This window comes from Melioribacter sp., assembly GCF_049325435.1.
Taxonomy (GTDB): Bacteria; Bacteroidota; Ignavibacteria; order Ignavibacteriales; family Melioribacteraceae; genus Melioribacter; species Melioribacter roseus.
In genome coordinates, this window is record NZ_JBMOLD010000013.1 from 250,862 (window position 1) to 273,006 (window position 22,145).

The following is a 22,145-nucleotide window of genomic DNA, read 5'->3' on the forward strand; positions in this document are numbered from 1 at the left end:
GGCTTATTTAACGGTTTTGTCGAGCTCCATATTCAAGCTTTTATATAAATCTTTTCTGCCTGCTTTGTCTTTTTCAAGAATTTCCCTGGCGTATTTTGCAACATCTTCGGCAACATAGCGCGGAACTACTACCACTCCGTCGCCGTCGGCTACAATTACGTCACCCGGGCATACGAGCACACCGCCGATTACAACCGGACGATTGATCGATTCGATTTCATTTCTGCCGGGACGAATGCCTCTGCCTTTCTTTCTCAAATAGAGCGGCACGCCTTGTATTTCAATTTCGTCGGTGTCTCTGGAAGCGGCGTCTGTAACAACGCCTACGGCGCCCAGTTTTTTCCAGGCAAGAATATTATAAGAACCGATTGTGCCGATATCCTTGTCTTCCACGTCGTCAATTACTATAGCCGTACCGGGACGAATCAGTTTAGCAAATTCTTCGTGCGAATATTTGCTGTAAAAATTTCCTTCCCATTCCTGAAATTTCTCGCCCGGAGCAGGACGGTCAGGCTTTTGAGTCGGCACATATCTGACTGTTACTGCAATTCCTCTGAACTGATGCGTTAAGTTTTTTGGGTCTTTCCAGCAGGCTTGAATTGCAGGGTCTACCAACCCAGTGTTTGGCAGCCCCACCATATCCAATCCGTCCGACACGTCTGCCACGCGAAGCCCTTCAAATAATTTCAGAATCCTTGCGTCTTCTTCCGCCGAATAAACTTTAGTGGGGATGTAATTATAACCCTTTTGCAATTGTTCTTTTGTTACTTCCTGCGCAAAAAGCGTTACGGAAAAAATGACTGACATGCTCAAAAAGTAAAATAATTTTTTCATCGATAACTCCGATTTATTTAACGTTCTATTAAATAGACGAACATAAATTTTATTTAATCTCCCGGTCAACAAGAGAAAACCTGACTGTATTAAGTCTTTTTTGCCGTTTAAAAATTGCTCTTCTTATAACATCAAACAAAGAACCGACAAACCCCAAACCCCTAATCCCTAATCCCTACACTCTACTCCCTAATCCCTATTTTAATATACTCCCCAATAATTCTGTCGATCATTTCGTTGGTTTCTTTTTTAACGATCATTCTTTCGGGTTTTTCTTCGAACCATTTTAATGTTTTTTTAATCCCTTCCTGGAAAGGAATCGTCGCTTTGAATTCCGGCACGAATGATTTTATTTTAGAATTATCGAAAATTGCAGTCCATGTTTTATCGCCCAACAAGCTCCCTTCCAATGAAGGTTCGCACTTTACAATAAAATCCGAAGGGATATGAACTATATTAGCTGCAGCCCCAACCGCATCGGCAATATAATAATGAATTTGATCCCACGAGAGAGCTTCGTCGGAAGTAATGTGAAATGCGTGTCCGATTGTTTTCAGATTTCCGATTAATCCGGTAAATCCGATTGCAAAATCGTCGGCATGAGTAACAGTCCAGAGCGAAGAGCCGTCGCCGTGAACGATAATCGGAAGACCTTTTTTTATTCTATCGACAATTGTATATTCCGTCCACCCGCCAATCGGAACGGGGATAACGTTTGAATATGTATGAGAAGGCCTTACGACTACGGCAGGGAAACTCTTGTCGCGGTACGCTTTATTCAATAATTCTTCGCATGCGATTTTATTGCGCGAGTAATCCCAGTAAGGATTACGCAAAGGAGTCGATTCGGTAATGACCGGATTCAAAGGCGGTTTCTGGTATGCCGAAGCCGAACTGATAAAAATATATTGTTTTGTTTTTCCTTCGAACAGCTCAATATCTCTTTCAACGTCTTTCGGATCGAACGCTATCCAATTTACTACCGAATCCCAATAATGTTCTTTAAGCAATTCTTTCATCCTGTCGAGATTATTGATATCGCATTTGATATGTTTTGCCCCGTCGATATTAACACTGTTTTGCCCCCTGTTCAGCAGATAGAGTTCATAACCTTTTTTTATACACTGTCTGCTGACGCTGGCGCTAATATTACCGGCGCCGCCGATAAAAAGAATTTTCATAAATATTAACCTCTTTTTTGATTGACGAATTTTGAAAGATAATCAGAACTTTCTTTTATTCCTTCAAAAATATCACCATTATATTCGTCAAATTCAATAATAAGCCAGTCGGCAGTTTCGCCGCAAGCTTCCAGAATCGGGGGAAAATTCATAGCTCCTTTGCCAATAGGCGTCTGTTTGTATGCTTCTTCGCCCTTTACTGTTGTGCCGTCTTTAATATGCAGCAGCGGAACTCTTTTACCGAAATCTTTGAGCGCCTTTACAGGATTGAACCCTGCCGTCGTTGCCCAATAAGTATCTATCTCGAAGAGGATATTATCGTTTAGGTTTTCGAACAACCAGTAAAACGGATAGTAACCGTTCTGTTTCTCAAATTCCCACCAATGATTATGCAACGCAAATTTGAGACCTTCTTTTTTCAATTTATACGAAATATTATTGTAGAGTTCAGCCGTCTTCTTCATAGAATCGAGCGAACTGTACTTATCATCCTGAGGCCAGCCGTGATAGACAATTATATCGGATTTGTAAGCTTCCGCCATTTTCAGCGATAGATCAAAATTTTCTCCGACCGGAAGTTCACTATGCATTGCCAGGACTTCGAGTTCATAATCGCTTAATATGGCGGCGGCTTTTTTCAGAGTAATATTTTCCGGGAGCTTATAGGTTTCTACGCCGCGAATTCCCGTAGTGGAAATTTTGGCGATAGTATCCTGGAAATTGTTTTCGAGGTAATTTCGTACCGAATATAATTGCAAACCGACTTTAGGCGTTTTTCCGAAAGCAAGAGCCAACGAACTGCCGCCGAGCGCAAATGCGGCGCTTCCCAATCCGAGTATTTTAATAAATTCTTTACGCGATATACGCTTCATGTTTCAACTCAATAAATTAGCCTGTAACTTACAAATGCAAATCTTTTACCGTCAGGCGACCAGGAAGGAACATTGATTGTGCCCTGCCCGCCGAACAATTCCGCAATCGTCTCGATAGAACCGTCCTGAAGATTCAGTAATCGCAACAACACATTTTTATTCGGCGGATGCCCTGTTACGTCAGGGGCATACGAAAGGAAAACTATATATTTATTATCGGGAGAAGGATGCGGGAACCAGTCATTAAACTCGTCGGCCGTAATTTGAGTTTGATTTCCTCCGTCGGCATCCATACGCCAAATTTTCATCTTGCCTGTCCTTTCGGAATTAAAATAGATATATTTTCCGTCGGGTGAAAATTCCGGTCCGTCGTCAAGTCCTTCTGCGTCCGTAAGTCTTATTTCATTTTTTCCGTCTATATCGATTTTATAAATATCGAAATTTCCGTTTCTTTCGGCGCAATATACAAGGTATTTCGAATCGGGGGACCAGCCGTGCCAGTATGACGGTCCTTTCCGGGTCACTAATTGGGGAATCCCCCCATCCCCCGGTAAAACATAGATACGCGAAAGTCCGTCTTTATCGTGATTACTGATTGCCAGCATTTTACCGTCAGCCGACAAACCGTGGTCGTTGTTGCAGTGAATTGCAAAATCCGTATTGACCGCTTCGGGTATTTTTCCGTCGAGAGCTATTCTGTAGATTTTGCCTTCTTTATTAAAATAAATAAATTTATTGTCGGGACTCCAATTAGGCGCTTCGAAATGTTCCCGACTTCTGTAAAAAATTTTTCTTGTGCGCGTTTCCAGGTCGAATATTTCAATTGTACTTTCCACTTTTCTTTCTCTGTTTAATGGTTTTTGAAACTTAAGATTAACATTCCGGAAAACCGCTTTCTCCGAGACGGTCGAATCGTGAGAGCATACTACGATTCCCGCATAGAGGCTATCGGATAAATTAAGAGAGATTGTTCCTACAGGATAAATAATACTTCCTTTCAGCAAAGAGGCTGTGTATTGGTCTGCATTTTTTTCAAGCATTAATTTGACCGGAGGTTTGACGTTCGATTTAATTTCCGAAGTTTCACCGCCTTTTTCTTTTCTGAATTGCATTGAAATCAGACCGTCGCCGTGAACTACAATATCGACATACGGGTCGTTTTCCGAAAGTCCCGCACGGAACATCAATCCGCCTTTCCTGTGCGGGTGTTTACCTTCGCCTATCCATTCGATATCCGTTTCCATAAAAATATCGCCCTCGACTTTTTCCCATACAAAATGAAATGCGTCTTCGTAACCCCAGATATTTTCCCCGCTTCCTGTAATTACGTATGCCTTTTTAATACTGTCGTAAAGCGATTCGCCTTTAATATTAACCTTACCGACATCCGAGGATTGCCCGATAAAGTTCTGGGAATAAATCATTATCGGTATAAAAAACAGAAATAAATATTTCATTTCCTTCGCCTTTATTTTTCGGTATTAAAATAGATACAGGGAACGTTGATGTTATTTTCCGAAGCATAAAACGATGCGACAACGGAACCGAGAGGTTTGATTACAATTCCTTTTGTTTTACCGTCCAAAAGTCGCTGCATTACAGGTCTGGAAATAACAAAATAGTTTTTTTCGCCCCGAAGTTTATTGACTTCGCAATCGATAATCATCTGACTGTTAAAAACTTCCGATATTGTTTTACCTTCGGTCAATGCTTCGAATGTAATATTTTCGTCCAACCAGTTATCCTTGCCGTCGAGAATTTCGACCACCCTTATCATTCCGAAATCCTTTTTATAATCGGGCGAATTTTGAAGCGAGTAAGTGGTCAGTTCGAGTACCGCGGGTCCTGTTACCTTCATATTTTTATAATTCTCAAAATTCCATTTCAGAATTACATATTGATTTCCGCTTACGGTAAGCAATTTTACGATATTTCCCTTTTCGTCGGTAGCGCTCCAGTTATTAAAATTATAATCGGTAAATTCCAGGTCGATAGTGGCATCTTCCGCAACGGGCAATCGATGCTCGAAGGAAGAAATTTCCGGAACTGGGGGATGATAAGGAATCGGTTCGCCGAGGTCGTTGCCTATTGTATCGACTCTTACGATGTCAACCTTAAAATAATCGATATCGACGCGATAATTATCGAAACCCCAATCCATCAGAGCCATCTGAGCAAAGACATTATCTCCCGGACGCGCATCAAAATTTTTGGTAGTCATGCTTATAACATGCCAGTTCGACGTATCAGGTATATCGTATTCCATTAGATGCGTATGGAAGTCGGTTGTGCGTTGTGTATTTAGATGAAGATTCACTCTTTTGGGGGCGCTGCTGACTTTAATTTTTGCTTCGATTCGAAATTCATAATTCGGTTTTTGGATAAGCGACAGGTCCATACCTTCCGAAATTCTTCTTCGGATTAGAGCCCACCAGAGGCCTCGTTTATCTTTAGAGGCGTCAACACGGACGGAAGCATATCCGTCCTTCTGAATAAATTTTACTTCGGCATTGCCGTCGCCCGAAAAAAAAGTCCAGCCGTTTAAGCCGTCCGGGTCATATTGCAATTCTTTTCCGTTAAACTCGTCGATAAATTGAGCGTTCATTTGACTTACCGTAACAAAGATAAAAAATATTAATAGATTCGGAATTCTTTTTATCATAGTTCCTGTATCCCTGCTTTAATTAATCCGGGTTCTTTATGTTTTTGATAAAAATTTATTCTTTTAATAATGCTCTACTGCCGGATAAATCCGCCCAATTATAAGAATCAGCAACTTATAACGATTTTTTTTAACAATTAAGACTCAATATATATGCCAGAAAATACGATACGCAGAGAAACTTATTTAAAGATATTATCAAGATTACCAAGATTTCAAGATTACCAAATTACCAAGATTGCAAGATTGGCAAATTGGCTGATTTTTTTTTAGTTGTTAATTCTGGCGCAGGCGTGTTTTGGAGTACTGGAGTTCACAGAGTTGAGGTTCTGTGTCTTCGTAAAAATGTCATTTTATATGCTAAAAGGATATGCCATTGTCTATCAACTAAGAATAAAAAAATTAAATACTTCTAACCACTAATCCCTACCGACGAACATTGAATACCAAAACGTTGAACATTGAACTCCCAAACGACAAACATTTAACTCCGGAAACGAAAATATAAGTTCTCAGCTGTCTTCATCCGGTTTGTTCTTTTCCAGTTTTTGCAATTTCTTTTTATGAGAAATTATTTTTGCTTCCACATAAAACACCAGGTCTTCGGCAATGTTTGTAGCATGGTCGGCAAGACGTTCGATATGTTTGGTCATTACAATAAGATGAGAGCACGGTTCAATTAATTCCGGCTGGGACTTCATTTTAGAAACTAGAAATTTGAATGCCTGTTTATTGTATTTATCCACAATTTCGTCTTCTTTCATGACGGTTTCAGCCAGCTGGCTGTCGTTATAGATAAAAGAATTGATAGCTTCTTTCAACATTTTACGCGCTTGCTTGCCCATCTCGTTAATTTGAGCTTCTACAATTAACGGGTAGTTATCGGCGGTTTTTTTGACGCGCTTGGCGATGTTCACCGCAATATCTCCGCAGCGTTCGAGTTGATTGTTAATCATCATAGCGGAAATAATAAAACGGAGGTCGGCGGCAAAGGGCTGAAAGAGCGCTAAAATGTTTTCGCATTGCGCCTGGATTAAATTGTCGTAAGCGTCCACTTCAATGTCGCGGGCTTTTACTCCCTTGCACAATTCGACTTTGCCCGTTTCGAGCGCTTCGATTACCCTTTCTACCTGTTCGTCGACAATCGACGCCATTTTAATGAGATTATTTTTCAAACTTTCCACTTCGGCGTTAAAATGTTCCTGCATAATCACTCCGTTTTGATTAACCGAATCTACCGCTTATATAAGCTTCCGTTTTTTCATTTTCGGGCGCGGTAAATAATTTTTTTGTATCGTTAAATTCAATCAGGTCGCCCATATAGAAGAACGCCGTTTGGTCGCTCACACGGGCTGCCTGCTGCATATTATGTGTAACAATAACAATAGTATAATTTTTTTTCAACTCAAAAATCAGGTCTTCTATTTTTGTCGTGGATATCGGATCCAATGCGCTTGCCGGCTCGTCCATTAAGATTATTTCCGGTTCCACGGCTAAAGCTCGCGCAATACAAAGCCTCTGCTGCTGCCCGCCGCTGAGCGACAGCCCGCTCTTTTTCAGATCGTCTTTTACTTCTTCCCAGAGCGCAGCCTTTTTTAGACTGTTTTCGACAATCTCTTCAAGCCGTTTTTTGTCGCGTATGCCGTTGATTCTGGGACCGTAAGCCACATTGTCGAAAATAGACATCGGAAAAGGATTCGACTTCTGGAAAATCATTCCCACATTTTTTCTCAATTCAACTATATCGACCCTATCTTTATAAATGTTCCTGCCGTTAATAATAACGTCGCCTTTGATTTTTACGCCGTCGATCAAATCGTTCATTCTGTTCAGGCATCTGAGGAATGTCGATTTGCCGCAGCCCGAAGGACCGATCAGTGCCGTGACCTTCTTTTCTTTAATGTCCATCGAAATATCTTTCAATGCCTGAAATTTGCCGTAAAAAAGGTTCAGATTTTTTACTTCAATAATATTCATAATATCAGCCGAAACGTCCGGAAATATATTCTTCAGTTTGTTTATTAGAAGGATTTGTAAATATTTTTTTTGTATTGTCGTATTCGATCAGTCTGCCCATATAAAAGAAAGCCGTATAGTCGCTTACGCGCGCGGCTTGCTGCATATTGTGAGTTACAATAACAATCGTATATTCTTTTTTCAATTCATAAATCAAGTCTTCGATTTTAGCGGTTGCAATCGGATCCAGCGCGCTGGTCGGCTCGTCCATTAAAATTACTTCGGGATTCAGAGCGATTGTCCGGGCAATACACAATCTTTGCTGCTGCCCTCCGGATATACTGGCGCCGGAGCGGTTTAGATTGTCTTTAACTTCGTCCCATAATCCGACTTTCTTTAAATTTTCTTCGGCGATTTCGTTCAATAATCTTTTGTCGCGCATTCCGTTTAATTTCAATCCGGCAACGACATTATTCATTATCGACATAGTCGGAAACGGATTCGGCTTTTGAAAAACCATACCGACCCTCTTTCTGAGTTCGACCGGATTGATATTTTTTATATCTTCGCCGTCGAATAAAATACTCCCGGAATATGTCCCGCCAATCACTTCGTGCATTCTGTTCAGGCATCTGAGGAATGTCGATTTGCCGCAGCCCGAAGGACCGATTATGGCCGTAACCTGATTTTTGGGTATGTTGAGATTGACTTCAAAAAGCGCCTGCTTTTCGCCGAAATAAGCCGATAAGTTTTTTGTTGAAACGACCGCCTCTTCTTCGGTTACTTTGCGGCTTTCGTAAATTATATTTGTTACTGGTATTTGGCTCACGGGTCAATTCAGTTGGTTTTGTATTTAGAACGAGTAATTATTTTGAACGTTAAACTTAATAAAGAAATCAAAATTATTAATACTAAAGCCGCAGTCCATGCCTGTGCGTTCCAATCTTCAAAAGGCGCTCGCGCGTAGTCGTAGATATAAACCGTAAGAGAAGCAATCGGTTCGAATACATTTGTAGACCAGAATCTGTTGCCGAGCGCGGTAAATAACAACGGAGCGGTCTCGCCCGCGGCTCTCGACAAACCGAGCAGTACGCCCGTAGCAATCCCTTTCCATGCAGTTCTTAGTATAATGAACAATGAAGTTTTCCATTTCGGTATTCCGAGTCCTAAACCGGCTTCGCGATAACTGTGAGGCACCAATTTAATCATTTCTTCCGTAGTTCTCGTAATAGTTGGAATCATCAGGATTGCCAATGCCACTCCCCCTGCAAGAGCCGAGAACTGTTTCATCGGGATAACGACTAGCGTATAAGCCACAACGCCGACTACAATCGAAGGTATGCCGCTGAGAACGTCGGTAAGAAATCTCAATAATTGTCCGAATTTATTTTTTCCGAATTCGGCAAGATAGATGCCCGACATAATTCCAACGGGCAGTCCGATAGCACCGCCGATGCCGACCAATATCAATGTGCCTACAATCGCATTAGCCATTCCGCCTCCGGGCTCGCCTACGGGTTTGGGCATCTCGACAAAAAACTCCAGATTCAATCTGCCGATACCTTTCGAGACCGTATAGTAAAAGATTAAGAAGAGCGGCAATATGGCGATCAATGCGGCAAGAAAAGTCAATGAATTTACCGCTAAGTTTACCGCTTTGCGGTATTTAAGTCTTCGTTTATATTTTTTTAATTCTGTTTCCACTGCTTTTCCAGACTCCAGACTAATAATCGTGCGGCAATATTAATAATAATAGTAATTACGAACAGGATTAACGCCAATTCGATTAATGCGCTCAAATAGAGTTCCGTAGTAGCTTCGGTAAACTCGTTGGCAATAATGCTTGCCATGGTATATCCGGGATCGAAGAGCGATTCCGAAATAATCGGGCGATTGCCGATTACCATTGTAACTGCCATAGTTTCGCCGATGGCTCTTCCCAATCCGAGCATTACGGCGCCGAGAATACCCGATTTAGAATTTTTCAGAACAATTTTAATAGCTTCCCATTTAGTGGCGCCCAAAGCGAGAGCCGCTTCCTTTTGAACCGACGGCACCGATTTCATTATATCCCGCGATATCGAAGTTATAATCGGCAGCACCATAATCGATAGAATTATTGCCGCGGCCAGCATACCGAATCCGTACATCGGTCCGTCGAAAAAGGGCAGATATCCGAAATGTTCGTTGAGAAAGGGTTCCACTTCTTCGCGCAGCCATGGAACCAGCACGAATATGCCCCATAAACCATAGACAATGCTCGGTACGCCGGCTAGTAATTCGACCATAAAAGACAGCGGTTTTTCGAGCCATCCGGGCGCCGACTCGGCCAGATAAACGGCAACCGCAAGACTCAAAGGAACGGCAATCATTAAAGCCAGGAAAGATGAAACGAGCGTGCCGTAGATCGAAGGGAGCGCTCCGTAAATTTCTTCCACCGGGTCCCAGGTAGTCTCGGTTATAAAATCCCATCCGAATTTATCGATCGACAATTTCGAATTGATATACATTTCGTATCCCATCAGGATTATCATCGCGAATACAATGACGGCAAATATTAACGTCAACTTTTCATAGATGAAATCGCCGATATTGATTCGGGACGATTTAACGGATTTTTTAACGGACTTCGTTTTTTCCATAAAGTTTTATTTTACCTTAATCGGTTTGCCGTTAACTGTCAACATATCGATTTTTTTCATGCACAATTTAACAACCGAAGTCGGCAAAGGAGCGTAATAAAGACTTTCGGCATACGATTCGCCTTTTGTCAAAGCCCACTTTAAGAATTTAACCAACGCTTCGGCTTTCTTTTGATCTTTCATATCTTTATAAATCAAAAGCCATGTAAAGCCCGAAATAGGATACGAGTCTTTTCCGTCGGCGTTTGTAATCATGGCTCTGAGATCATCGGGCATATCTTTGGCGGCTCCGTCGGAAGCCGCGGAAACCGTCTTAAAATTCGCTTCGATGAAATTTCCCGCGCGGTTTTTAATTGCAACGTGAGGAAGTTTATTCTTTACGGCATAAGCAAGTTCCACGTATCCGATTGCTCCTTTAGTTTGTTTGATCATCCCCGCCACGCCTTCGTTGCCTTTGCCGCCCAGTCCGATCGGCCAGTTAACCGAAGTGTTGTATCCGACTTTCTTAGCCCATTCTTTACTTACATTTGAAAGATAATGAGTAAAGATGAACGTAGTACCGCTGCCGTCCGAACGATGCACCACAATTATGCTTCTGTTTGGGAGTTTAACGCCCGGATTTAATTTGGCAATCCTTTTATCGTTCCACTTATAAATTTTACCCAGAAAAATATTTGCTATAGTCTCCCCGTCAAGTTTAATCGTTTCTTTAACTTCCGGTAAATTGTAACTCAGAACAACGGCGCCCAAAACCGTCGGGATATGAATTACATCCGTGCCCTGTTTAGCTTTTGCTTCTTTAAGCTGTTCGTCGCTCATCGGTCCGTCGCTGGCTCCGAAATCGACCGTGCCTTCGATTACCTGTTTAATACCGCCGCCGCTTCCAATAGACTGATAATTAATTTGAACGCCCGTTTGTTTATGAAACTCGTCGAACCATTTGGAATAAATCACGTAAGGGAAAGTCGCTCCGGCTCCGTTGAGTTTAACCTGCGCCGGGAGATTTATTAAACCGGCAATCATGAACATCATTAAATAAATTATTTTTCTGTACATCTTTTCTCCTTTTTAAATTAAAATTTCCAGTAAAACGAAATGCGCGGGACTATATCCGGGTCGCCGCTGCCGTACGTAACTATTTCGATATTGGGAGCTATATGAACGGATTTATCTGGAACAAAATCCGCCGCTGCAAGAATCAAAGTGTTTTCGTCTTTTGATAGATCCGAGTTAGGCTCGTAATAATCAATGCGAAATACGAATTTCAATTTTTCATTCAACCGAAAATGGCTCCATGCCGAAACGCCGTATGAATTTTGATCTGCAAGAGGAGACGTTGACGACTTATAGAAATTATTTTCGATTTTACGGTAAAACGACTCAATTCCAAAATTCAATTCTTTATACGAATAACCGACAAAAGCGGATGTTACAATACTGTTGTTGTTTTTGTAAGAATTCGTAAACCCGTCTTCAATCATTCCGGAAGAAGAGTAATCGAAGTATGCGGTTAATGTTAAATTTTTCGCAGGACTAAATTGCAACAGTGAATAATACCTTTTGAATTTGTCGTTTTCCAGTCCGCTTTTTGAATTGTTGCCAATTTTAAGCCAATATTTGATTTTGCCCTTTGAGGTCAGATTGCCTTTCAGGTCGAGTCCCATGTCCCTGCTCGATACGATTTTGTTGTAATCGAGAATCGTTTTTTCAAGAAATCGATAGCCCCACGCTTCTTCCGAAATACTGAAAGCCGGAGTCGGCGACAAACCGATCATCGCATCCGAACCTTCGAAAATGCCGTTCCACTTCAACCATGCGTCCTTTACATCCGTAGTAAAATTTGAACCTTGCCAGCTCGATTCGAGACGGAAACGCGTGCTGAACTTTTCGGATATTTTAAAGTCGGTAGTAAAATAGATTCTCCTGAATTGAAATCCGCTAATGTCGTTTTTCCCGTTGTCATTTTGTTGAACGTTGTAAAAATAATCTCCAAAAACGAGTCCGCTTAATTTTGGAAGGTTTTGCGCTGATATTTGAAATGAAATCATTAAAAAGAACGTAATTATTGGCAAAACAATTTTCTTGCTCACTCTCTCCTCTCTCTCCGGTTTGCAAAAAAATGAGTTACACAATAATAAGAATTAAAAAAATCCGCAGTGTTAAGAAATTGTTAAATCATTTAATGCGCTTTTTTGTCCGAACTTATTGAAGACGAATGGATTTGCATAAACAGCTTAACTGTTTTTTGATTTCGCTCAATTAATTAGATAATCTGTCAGTTTCTGTATTCTAAGCGTTTTGCCTTTTTCGGGCGTTTCCGCTATTAATTGCACAAGACCTGTTCCGACCGAATAATAATAGTCGGCATACCAGCTCACGCCGTTCCCGGTTCGTATAACTATGCATATATATTGATTGTCTTTTATTTGAACCGTATCGGCAGTTGAGAGACATGTATAAATTTCAGCATAATCCCCGTGATCAACTCTCCAGCTTTCGCCTTTTTCGACAGGATATTTTACGACATGAGATTTAATAAATTTTCCCTCGCTTATTTCCTGCCAGTTATAGAGTCCGTCTTCTTCATACGAATAATAGAAATATCTTTCCGCGAAATATATTCCTTCCGTTGTTTCCTTCACTATAAATACTTCTACGTTATTACCAGCTGTCCTAATTTTTGTTTTGCCGGTAACTTCCACGTTAACCTTTCGAGACTCAGCAACGCTGTCGTTTTGAATTATATCATATTGATATTCCCATTTGTTGCCTACAGCCAAAGGAAATATTTGCTTCGATTTGTCGATAAAAAGATTTGACTCCGTTGTATCGCAGGATATACCCGCGAACATCAAAGTGAGTAAGATAATTCTTTTTTTTGCGGACTTAATTATTTTGATATAACAATTGAAATTCTTCATTACAATAATTGTCATTTTTCGTACGTCAATTATTCTTCAACGCATCAGTATCATTTTTTTGGTTTCAATAAAGTCGTTTATTTTCATTTGATAAAAGTATATTCCCGACGGCAAACCCGATGCGTCAAAGTCGAGAGTATAACGTCCGACAGACTTAAATTCATTTACCGGCGCGCTGATTACTCTGCCGAGAATGTCGTACACAATTATCCGCACTACACCCGGTTTATAAACCGCATACGAGATGCGAGTATGCGGATTGAACGGATTCGGATAGTTCTGTTCGAGCGAATAGTCTTTTTCGGGCAGCGGGTTTTCTTCTACGCCAACATACCCTTCGCCGTCGATATAAATCGTATACACCGGATAATTACGGGCGTTACTTATGAAATATAAAGTATCAGAAAATTTTTTGAAACGGCGTAGCGCCTTCGCAAATAGGACACAGGTCGGGCGTATAAAAAATTAATTTGACCGAGTCCCCAGGAGAAATAATAATGTCTTTAAAGATCTTATCAAACCCGAGATAAAACAAATAAGATGTATCCCTTGAATAAATTTCTACTGGATATCCGTAGATTTTATTTGAGTAGATACTGTCGATTATCAGATCCGATGCGCCGGCGTTGTATAAAAACAAACTGTCGTAAATATCGCCGAACGCTCCGTCGCCCGAAATATGAAGGGAATCCTTGCTGAATTCAATACTCTGCGAAAAAATTACATTTTGCAGAGTAATTAGAAACGCCGCGACAAGAAAAAAGCGCTTTTTCATTTTTTTATTTATAACCGATTTTTCAAACTCTCAATAACCCGTGTAGCCCTACAAACGGATTTTGCCCTTTTGACAATATTTGATACTGAAAATAACGGTAACATAAAATAATGTCAATAAAAAATATAAATCAGAGAAATAGTTAAAAACGGTAAAATAAATAAGGCGTTCCGCCGGAGAACGGAACGCCTTCTGGAAGAGAGGAGAGAGAAGTTTATTTCAATAATGTCATTTTTTTCGACACGACATAATTCTCGGTTTCCAATCGGTAGAGATAGAGACCTGAAGGCAGGTTATTTGCGCTCCAGGTAATATTATACTTTCCCGCTTCTTTATAACCGTTAATCAATTTTTCTACCTCCTGCCCGAGCGTATTGTACACGATCAATTTTACGTTGCCCGATTTCGGCAGTACGAATGAAATTGTTGTAGTCGGATTGAAGGGATTGGGATAATTTTGACTCAACTCGTAAGCGGCGGGAATTATGTTTGTATATTCTTCATCAACGCCTGTGAGCGTATAATCGGTATTTTGCGGATCGTAATTTGTCCAACCTTCGTCCCATCTGGCGCCCGAAGGATCGAAAGCTCCTATAAATTCGACGGATTCGAAAAATCCTCCGCTCAAACGGGGATTGTCGAAATTTGCGCCGCTTGCAGCAGGCGAGTCGCTCATCGGCGTCGCATTCGGAGCGCTCTGATTAAACGGGTCGGTTAACTTGACTTCCGCGCTCGTCTCAAATTCCTGATTCGAGTAGGACGAAGTTTTGAACCACGAGACGACGTCAAAGCTCTCGACGTTGGTCGTCAGGTTCTTTCCGCTCTGAGCGCCGGCTATAATAGTATTGCGTATTTGTAAACTGTCGGACTGAGCTCCCGCTACGCTGTTCTCTCCGTCCAGATACAAACCTACAGGATAACCCATAATTATCGAATTATATATCGACGTCAATGTCGATCTGCGCAAATGCATTCCGCGTTTGAAGTTCGGATTAAATTCCGTATAGTCCGGATTTACAAGAGGTCCTATTAATGTTACGTTTGAAAATATCGGACGTGTTCGAGGCTCGTTCAATGTTCCCGTTCCGTCGTTGTCGGATTCGAAACCGTTGCTGCCGCTTATGTCCGCTATATTGAAATCCCTGTAACCCGCTAAAAATTGCAGATTGCCTCTGTATCCGAAGTCCGTATCGAATTCATCGTCGACGCCTTTGTAAGCTATCAAATACTTGGCGTTCACGGTCCCTCCGAAGAATTCATAGGAATCGTCGCCCGAATAACTTACCTGTATGTGGTCGAGCGTTGTACCTCTGCCCACTCCCGCCAACGTCAACCCGTTTATTTCGTTGTCGGGTAAATAAGCTATGCCCGGAAATTCAATGCGCACATAACTCATTATACCGCTGTTGTCGTTATCGTCCGGATTTTCTCCGCCGCCGTAGATTGTGCCGGTGCCGCCTTCTATTACTGCAGTTCCCCCGGGTACGTTTATGCTTGCTCTACCTGCGATGATAATACCGCCCCAGTCGCCTGCCGCTCTTTGCCCCGCAGGCTGCTGACTTGTAAATACAATCGGATTGTTCGGAGCGCCCACGGCATTTATCTTCGCCCCGCGATTAATGATGAGTGTGCCTTTTGACGATTTTTCTCCGTAGATAATTGTACCTGCGGGTATTGTCAATGTAGCGCCCTCGTTAACATTTACAAATCCTTTTAACAAATATTTTTTATTTGCATCCAATGTTAAATCCGAATTGATATCTCCCTCGAGCGCTTCATCGTATTGAGCAAGCTGAGCATAGAGATTAATGCCGGATAAAAAGAATATTAGCAGTAAAATACGTTTGCACATAGATTTTTCCTCCTTAATTATAGTTTGTAAGAAATACTTATTGAAATGGCGGATTCCCTGCCGTTCAGGCGGGCTCTTTTATCTCCCTGTTTGAATATCTGATCCTTTCCGAGAATATCTTTGGCGGAAATTTTCAACGACAAGCTTTCTGTCAATGATTTATTGATTACAAAATCGATAACGTCCCTTGGCTCTTCTATTATATCTTCCTGATATGCCGTGGCTACTTCGATAATTCTCTCCCCGATTCTGTTATAGAGCAGACTCACTGTTGCGCCGTTATCGTCGCTGTTATAAGACAATCCTATATTAATAGTATAAGGCGACTGCCCCTGCAGAGGTCTGCCGTTACGCGCTATTGTTGTTTCCGTACCTTTAACAGTAACGGAAGATTTAACGCGAGTGTAATTGCCATTTAAGAAGAAATTCGAAAGCATACCGGTAATTCGTCCCAAACCGAATCTGCCTTCGAGTTCGAGTCCGTAGACTTCCGCTTTATCGGAATTTCTGAATGTTCTTTCGGAGCCCAATGCGCTTCCGGTAACCACCACCTGCTCGATTGCGTCTTTCATATCTTTATAGAATAGACTTGCCGATATCATTTCTCCGATTCCGAAATACGATTCGTATCTGAGGTCGTAATTTTTAATGACAGCTTGTTTCAGATCGCTATTGCCCCGTATTGAGGTTTGAGTATAAAAATCGAAATAAGCAAACGGAGCCAATTCTCTCAGTTCCGGACGATTAACGGTTTGATTTGCCGACAATCTCAGGTTTGCATTTTCGTTCAGTTTATAAATTAGATTCAAAGACGGCAGAAGATCGTTATTAGTAAGTTCAATAAAAATATCTTCCCTGTCGGAAAGGTCGCGCGAATTGACAGTTTGTCTCGAATTTTCAAGTCGGGCGCCGCCGACCAATTTAAGTTCCTTTCCCAGAAAGTCAAAGCTGTATTCTGCCATAAAATAGAAAGCCGATATAGTCTGACCTGCATTGTAATTATTGGTTCCGTTGAGATATTCCTGAATAGAAAATCCGTTGCGTCGGTAATTATCCGGACTGAAAATTTGATCGAGCGGCAGATATAAAAGTTTGAAATCGGTATAACCGTTGCCCGGCGCATTGATTATCGTACCGATCAAACGGGAACTGAATTCCCTGTTTTTGTCCTCGTAAAGTCCTCCAAGTTTGAGATTAACCGCTTTCAAGGGAATTTTGAAATCGGCTGCAAAACCGGTAGTAGTCTCGTCGAGATTCGAATAAAAGCGTCCTCCGTTTTTAAGATTGACCTGCGGTCCCAGCAAAGCCGCAAATTGATTGTCGCTGCCGAGGTCCCGCGAATAAATTACACGCCTGTAGTCGGGCTCGTTGCGCTTCGATATTGAATTGTACAAACGCCATTCAGTTTGAAGCAGACTACCAAAGTAATGCTCGCCCGATAACTGTCCCAGATAAACTTCGCGCGAAGTAAATCTGAAGGCGCTTTGAATTTGTTCCGTTCCCGAATCGGTAAATTGAGCGCCTCTCAGCTCCGACACCTCGTCGTCGGAAGTATGGCTGTATGTATTTTTGAAACTCAATTTATGATTGTTGCCGAGTTTATAACTGAGATTGAGCAATCCCCCCCATAAAGTGGAATATTTATATTGCCACCCACCGTAGCTGAAACGGGTTTCTCCGCTCGATTCGTACTCGTTGCGTTCTAGATTTGTCCTATTAAAATTATTCTTGTACGAAATGGCCGCTACGAAACCGAAACGCGGTCCGAGGAGCGTAACTCCGTCGCCGAGAGAAATCATAAATCCGCCGTTGAGAGGCGCTTTCTTAGTGCGGGTAGACCAGTTGTTGGGCAGTGTTTGGGCAAATTGCAATATTTCTTCGGACGAATAATTCCCTTTGCTCAAGTCGGAAGGAATTGAAGACGGGAGACTACGCGAACCGTCGTCGATTCCCAGAAAATCGAGTTTGCCGCCGTTATAAGTTTTGAAGTCCTCCAGCGACGTATTGTTCGAAAACGAACCGTTGATTGTTATATTAAATTTAAGTTTGTCGGGAAAATCGATCGTGTTCAGATTTACAAGACCGCCGGCAAAGTCGCCCGGCTTGTCGGGCGTATACGATTTATCGATGACCGTATTTGCCAGGAGATTCGAGGGGATCAAATCAAAAGCGAACGATTTTTTGTCGGGCTCGGCGCTCGACAGAGGCGAATTGTTCAAAAGAGCATTGCTGTAACGTTCGCTTGTCCCTCTTACGAAAATAAATTTATTGTCGACTACGGAAATTCCCGTAATGCGTTTCAAAGCGTCGCTCGACGTGGCGTCTGGCGATCTTTTTATCTGTTCGGCGCTGATACCGTCGCTAATCGAAATTGAATTTTTTTGTTTGTTCAACAGAGCCGCTTCGTAAGATTCATCGGCTTTACTGGTTACAACCACTTCGTCGACAGCTATGGCTTCGCTTCTCAAAGCTACGTTTCGTATTACGATTTCACCGCCCTTAACAATAACATTTGATATTTTCGTTTTGGCATACGATATATAGCTGACAATCATTTCGTAATTACCGGCGGGAACGTTTTCGATAGCATAATTGCCTTCTATATCGCTTGCCGCGCCGAGCGTTGTTCCGGAAAGGAAAACATTCGCACCGATGATAGCCTCTCCGCTCGCTGCGTCTACCACTTTCCCTTTTATTGTGCCTTTATTCGTCTGCGCATTCGTATGAATAGAAATCACCGCGGCTATTAATAAGATTAACCGAATTGTTTTTATCAATTTCGACGGCCTCGTTTTGGTTGCAGTAAATAAATTCATTTTTCCTCTCTCCTTGAATGTTACACTGCAAACCTACGAGACTAATGTTAACGTAATGTTAAGCGGGCGTTAAGGTAATGTTAATATTGAAGGGCGAGGCGTAAATGAAAATTGATCTTAGAAATTTTCTTACTCAAAGCGGAAAGAATACCGATTTTATATTTCCGCGGGTTTTACCGAAAGTTCAATAGATACGATAATAAACGGTAAATTCGACATTAAGCGTATTCATTTTTTCTTCCGAGGAAGGATGTAATTCGTCGGCAGGGTCAACTTTTCTCCTGTTCCACAAATTCATATAATTATAATTCGATTCGATTTCACACAATACATTTTTCATTATTTCATAACTGACGCCCAGCCCGAAATTCAGACCGAATCGCATACCGTTTTTATAGCTCCTGCCCAGTACGATTTGATCGAAATACTCAAACCTGAACCATGTGTCTCCCCAGTAATTCATAAGTAAAGAAACTGCGGCGTAAGGCTTGAATTTATCTATATCAATTATATATCTGCCCCCGAATCCGAAAGACCAGACATCGATAATCGTGGTAACGTCTTCCTTTATAGTTTGCATGTAGAGGAGGTTATAAATCTCTGCGCTCTGACGTCCGCGAAACGGAATGTAACGCGCTTGAGCAATAATCCCGAAAGACGATAATTCGTATTTGAATTTAATAGAGGCAAAATAATTTTTTCTAAAGGCAAGACCTCCGAACATTGTTAATGTTCCGTTTACGTAATGCGCTCCGGGATATCCCAAGTCCCGGGTATAGTAATTATTTTTTTGTACTTTTGCCATACCGCCGCCGATACCCAAGTATAAAGATTGACTGTAAGTATTCACTGACAGTAAGAATAATGAAATAATAATAATTTTTTTTGTAAGCATTTTATTTGACTATTATTATATATATCAGTTTCTACTTTATAAGAGCGATTTTTCTTGAATACACACCTTCGGATGCAGTAAACACAATATAATAAACGCCCGAAGCAAGAGCGCCAGCCTGATAAATCAACTCGTATCTTCCGGGCAATTTATAATTTTGTTCTATTAATTCTACAAGTTCTCCCAGCAAATTATAAACGCCGATTTTAACATAAGCCTTTCTATTCAGTTCATATATAATTTTTGTCGAGAGATTGAACGGATTCGGATAGACGGAAAGAATTTCAAAATTATCCGGTATTTTCCCGGGTTCATCTTCCACTCCCAGACCCAAAGAAATTCCCAGAAATAGTTGAGAAAGCGAGTCGATATAAACGTCGTTTCTTTTTACTTTTAGCATTACGTCAAACAATCCTATCAAATAATTTTCATACAAAGAATCGAGCGGCGCAATTTCCGGAAAGTTTTGCCCGTCGTATAGCGACCGAAAATGCAATTCATATAAATCGTCTTCATTTTTAGAATTACAAATAAATCCGACGGTTTCATTTTGCATTACCGGATTTTCAGATTCGTTATAAAAGATCATAGTGTTGAAACCCGCGATTACTTTTATTGTATCGCTTAGATTTCCGCGACGCAATTTAAAAATCACATTAGGCGGCGTGCATCCGCTTACCAACTTTATTGTGTCGGCTTCTGGCACAAATACAATGCTCTGCGCACGAACGACAGTAATAAACAGAATGAAGAGAAAAAATATGCTGAATAATTTTTTCATCTTATCCGCCCCCTAACGAAAAATGCATTCTATCAATAATCAATAGTAAATAGTAAATAGTAAATAACTAAAAAAATCAACGCCCGTTTATTCAATTGCCGTTAAATGAGAGTCGACCAACCGCCATTCGCCGTCATTTCTTTCGAGATATGCTTCCCCGAATTGATAAAATACCCGGAAGATTACAAAAGCATTCGATAATTTATTATCGACATAGATTTTAAATACTATCGGCATCGTGGCTTTATGATAATCGCTTATCCAGTGATGATGAGTCAATTGGATTGCCTGACGCAGAAAAGCGACTCGTTCCGAATGGTCGGATTTCCTTTCGCCGTCGAGCTCGTAAAGAAACCGATATATCATAGAGTCGGCTTCCGAAGAGAGATAAACTACCGGAAAACTTACCGGAGGCGTCGGTCGAAAATCGGATATTTTACGTTCCAGAGTCTCGACTCCCTTATAATAATAAAAACGAGGATTGGTATCGGTTATAGCATACTCGATACTGTTTTGTATAACGACGTATCTGAAATCGGTTTCGAAGTTTTCATGGTAGCCGCCCGTAATCCGATTCAAATCTTCAGGGGTATAAAATTCTTCGAATATCCCGTAGATATTTCTTACCGTATCGTTCAGGGAACTCCGTTGACTTTTCGTAAAAGAAGGTATCGCATTCCGCCACATTGCAAAAACCGAATCCAGTTTTGCTTGAGAGTCGCTTTGATATGCCTTTTCCAACTTAGCGCCGATTTCATCGAAACCGTATTTAATCGCAGGTTCTTCAAATTCGACAATTTTGTCCCTGCATCCGGCTAAGGATATAATGGCGGCAGTAAAAGCAATTGTTAATATTCGTAAGCGTTTGTTCATTTGGCGAAATATTAAAATATTTGTCTAATGCATCAAATTAATCTGCTCTCAAACCACAAAAACGGCTGCCGAATTTATTCCCGTATCAGCTCCGCTCTTCCCCATTCGATAAATTTATTCTTGATGAATTCGACTGTTTGCATGTGTTCTTCGTTGCCGTTTGATTTAATTTCGATCGGTTCGCCGAAGCTGATTTTAACTTCTTTGGAAGGATCGATTTTGCCGAAGTCTTTCAAGAATTTTCCGTTTGCCCACGCGTCTGAGATTAAAGCCACGGGTATGACGGGAACGTTATTTTTCTTCGCCAGTTTAATTCCGAGCGTATTGAACGATTTGACGTCGAGATAAAGCGAACGGGTGCGTTGAGGAAAGATAATAATCGATTTGCCGGCTTTGATTTTTTCCGCCCCCTGATTCAAAACGGCCATCAAATCCTCGCGCGGATTTTTACGCGATACCAGAATCGGATCGCGAGCCGCGGAAACCGGTCCGAACAACGGAAACCGCACTAGTTCCTCTTTCATTACGAAAACCACTTTTTTGACCGGATGTATTATGCACGGGAATACGAACGTTTCGAGTATGCTCATATGATTCGATACGAAAATTACGGGGCCCTCGACTTTTTTGATATTACTCATCCCGCTGATGTGAAAACGGATTCCGGTCTTTTCCAATCCCTTCAAAATATTGTACGAAGCTTCAATCCATTTTTCGTCGTCGTACATGCCTTTAACAGCCAGGCGGTTGGATGTATAAACGACTTTGAGAAGTCTCAATAAATAAAATCCAAACGACGGGAAAATTGATTTTCTGCTTTTTGGGGTAACATATTCGTCTTTCTCGGCTAAATAATTCATACTTATTCCGAATAAATTATACCGATAATTTAAGAAAAACAATTTTCAAGGGGAAATCAGCAAAAAGCGGGAAATTATCGGCAAAAAGAGTACCGGCTGATTTGCCTGCAAAATTCATTGATTAGATTTATGATATAGATAGGTTTGGTGTTGTGACCCCAACGGGAATCGAACCCGTATTTTCACCTTGAAAGAGTGATGTCCTAACCGTTAGACGATGGGGCC

General features: G+C 41.3%; 21 protein-coding genes and 1 tRNA gene. All 22 read right to left on the reverse strand.

Annotated features, from left to right (window positions below; genetic code table 11):
- Positions 1-3: 3 nt before the first annotated feature.
- The 22 genes from ACOYVE_RS10060 to ACOYVE_RS10165 all read right to left on the reverse strand — a co-directional run bounded on the left by ACOYVE_RS10060 (position 4) and on the right by ACOYVE_RS10165 (position 22,145).
- Positions 4-834, reverse strand: coding sequence for an RraA family protein (locus tag ACOYVE_RS10060; RefSeq protein ID WP_014857290.1), 831 nt, complete (start codon positions 832-834; stop codon positions 4-6).
- Positions 835-1,016: 182 nt separating this feature from the next.
- Positions 1,017-2,015, reverse strand: a complete 999-nt coding sequence (locus ACOYVE_RS10065; protein WP_014857291.1) for an SDR family oxidoreductase — start codon at positions 2,013-2,015, stop codon at positions 1,017-1,019.
- Between the two features lie 5 nt (positions 2,016-2,020).
- A complete protein-coding gene (locus tag ACOYVE_RS10070; RefSeq protein ID WP_014857292.1) occupies positions 2,021-2,887 on the reverse strand; it encodes a sugar phosphate isomerase/epimerase family protein in 867 nt (288 codons plus the stop codon).
- A gap of 8 nt (positions 2,888-2,895) precedes the next feature.
- Positions 2,896-4,344, reverse strand: a complete 1,449-nt coding sequence (locus tag ACOYVE_RS10075) for a TolB family protein (protein WP_014857293.1) — start codon at positions 4,342-4,344, stop codon at positions 2,896-2,898.
- 11 nt (positions 4,345-4,355) lie between these two features.
- The gene (locus ACOYVE_RS10080) at positions 4,356-5,549 is read right to left on the reverse strand and encodes a hypothetical protein (protein ID WP_422881761.1); all 1,194 of its coding nucleotides are present in this window, start codon (positions 5,547-5,549) and stop codon (positions 4,356-4,358) included.
- Positions 5,550-6,061: 512 nt separating this feature from the next.
- On the reverse strand, positions 6,062-6,757 hold the full coding sequence (phoU, locus tag ACOYVE_RS10085; protein ID WP_014857295.1) for a phosphate signaling complex protein PhoU: 696 nt from the start codon (positions 6,755-6,757) through the stop codon (positions 6,062-6,064).
- Between the two features lie 16 nt (positions 6,758-6,773).
- The gene (gene pstB / locus ACOYVE_RS10090) at positions 6,774-7,526 is read right to left on the reverse strand and encodes a phosphate ABC transporter ATP-binding protein PstB (protein WP_422881763.1); all 753 of its coding nucleotides are present in this window, start codon (positions 7,524-7,526) and stop codon (positions 6,774-6,776) included.
- Between the two features lie 4 nt (positions 7,527-7,530).
- Positions 7,531-8,325 carry a phosphate ABC transporter ATP-binding protein PstB gene (gene pstB / locus ACOYVE_RS10095; protein WP_408606247.1) on the reverse strand — a complete coding sequence of 265 codons (795 nt, stop codon included), beginning with the start codon at positions 8,323-8,325 and terminating at the stop codon, positions 7,531-7,533.
- A 17-nt stretch (positions 8,326-8,342) separates the two neighbouring features.
- Complete coding sequence (gene pstA / locus ACOYVE_RS10100) at positions 8,343-9,209, reverse strand: phosphate ABC transporter permease PstA (RefSeq protein ID WP_014857298.1); 867 nt, start codon at positions 9,207-9,209, stop codon at positions 8,343-8,345.
- Positions 9,194-10,147 carry a phosphate ABC transporter permease subunit PstC gene (gene pstC, locus ACOYVE_RS10105; protein WP_014857299.1) on the reverse strand — a complete coding sequence of 318 codons (954 nt, stop codon included), beginning with the start codon at positions 10,145-10,147 and terminating at the stop codon, positions 9,194-9,196. The genes pstA and pstC overlap by 16 nt, the downstream gene beginning before the upstream one ends.
- Positions 10,148-10,153: 6 nt before the next feature.
- Entirely contained in the window at positions 10,154-11,203 is a 1,050-nt protein-coding gene (pstS, locus tag ACOYVE_RS10110) for a phosphate ABC transporter substrate-binding protein PstS (protein WP_014857300.1), read from the reverse strand.
- Between the two features lie 17 nt (positions 11,204-11,220).
- A complete protein-coding gene (locus tag ACOYVE_RS10115) occupies positions 11,221-12,237 on the reverse strand; it encodes a hypothetical protein (protein WP_422881765.1) in 1,017 nt (338 codons plus the stop codon).
- A gap of 165 nt (positions 12,238-12,402) precedes the next feature.
- Positions 12,403-13,083 carry a hypothetical protein gene (locus ACOYVE_RS10120; protein WP_422881766.1) on the reverse strand — a complete coding sequence of 227 codons (681 nt, stop codon included), beginning with the start codon at positions 13,081-13,083 and terminating at the stop codon, positions 12,403-12,405.
- Between the two features lie 21 nt (positions 13,084-13,104).
- Positions 13,105-13,431: a T9SS type A sorting domain-containing protein gene (locus ACOYVE_RS10125; RefSeq protein ID WP_422881768.1), complete on the reverse strand. Its 327-nt coding sequence runs from the start codon at positions 13,429-13,431 to the stop codon at positions 13,105-13,107.
- A gap of 37 nt (positions 13,432-13,468) precedes the next feature.
- The gene (locus tag ACOYVE_RS10130; protein ID WP_422881770.1) at positions 13,469-13,843 is read right to left on the reverse strand and encodes a hypothetical protein; all 375 of its coding nucleotides are present in this window, start codon (positions 13,841-13,843) and stop codon (positions 13,469-13,471) included.
- A 214-nt stretch (positions 13,844-14,057) separates the two neighbouring features.
- Complete coding sequence (locus tag ACOYVE_RS10135; protein ID WP_422881772.1) at positions 14,058-15,695, reverse strand: T9SS type A sorting domain-containing protein; 1,638 nt, start codon at positions 15,693-15,695, stop codon at positions 14,058-14,060.
- A 17-nt stretch (positions 15,696-15,712) separates the two neighbouring features.
- Positions 15,713-18,511, reverse strand: a complete 2,799-nt coding sequence (locus tag ACOYVE_RS10140) for a TonB-dependent receptor domain-containing protein (RefSeq protein WP_422881774.1) — start codon at positions 18,509-18,511, stop codon at positions 15,713-15,715.
- Positions 18,512-18,695: 184 nt separating this feature from the next.
- Entirely contained in the window at positions 18,696-19,316 is a 621-nt protein-coding gene (locus tag ACOYVE_RS10145) for a hypothetical protein (protein WP_422881775.1), read from the reverse strand.
- A gap of 121 nt (positions 19,317-19,437) precedes the next feature.
- Positions 19,438-20,187 carry a T9SS type A sorting domain-containing protein gene (locus tag ACOYVE_RS10150; protein WP_422881777.1) on the reverse strand — a complete coding sequence of 250 codons (750 nt, stop codon included), beginning with the start codon at positions 20,185-20,187 and terminating at the stop codon, positions 19,438-19,440.
- Between the two features lie 87 nt (positions 20,188-20,274).
- A complete protein-coding gene (locus ACOYVE_RS10155; RefSeq protein WP_014857307.1) occupies positions 20,275-21,060 on the reverse strand; it encodes a hypothetical protein in 786 nt (261 codons plus the stop codon).
- Positions 21,061-21,134: 74 nt separating this feature from the next.
- Positions 21,135-21,920: a lysophospholipid acyltransferase family protein gene (locus ACOYVE_RS10160; protein ID WP_014857308.1), complete on the reverse strand. Its 786-nt coding sequence runs from the start codon at positions 21,918-21,920 to the stop codon at positions 21,135-21,137.
- A 153-nt stretch (positions 21,921-22,073) separates the two neighbouring features.
- Positions 22,074-22,145: transfer RNA gene (locus ACOYVE_RS10165), tRNA-Glu, on the reverse strand.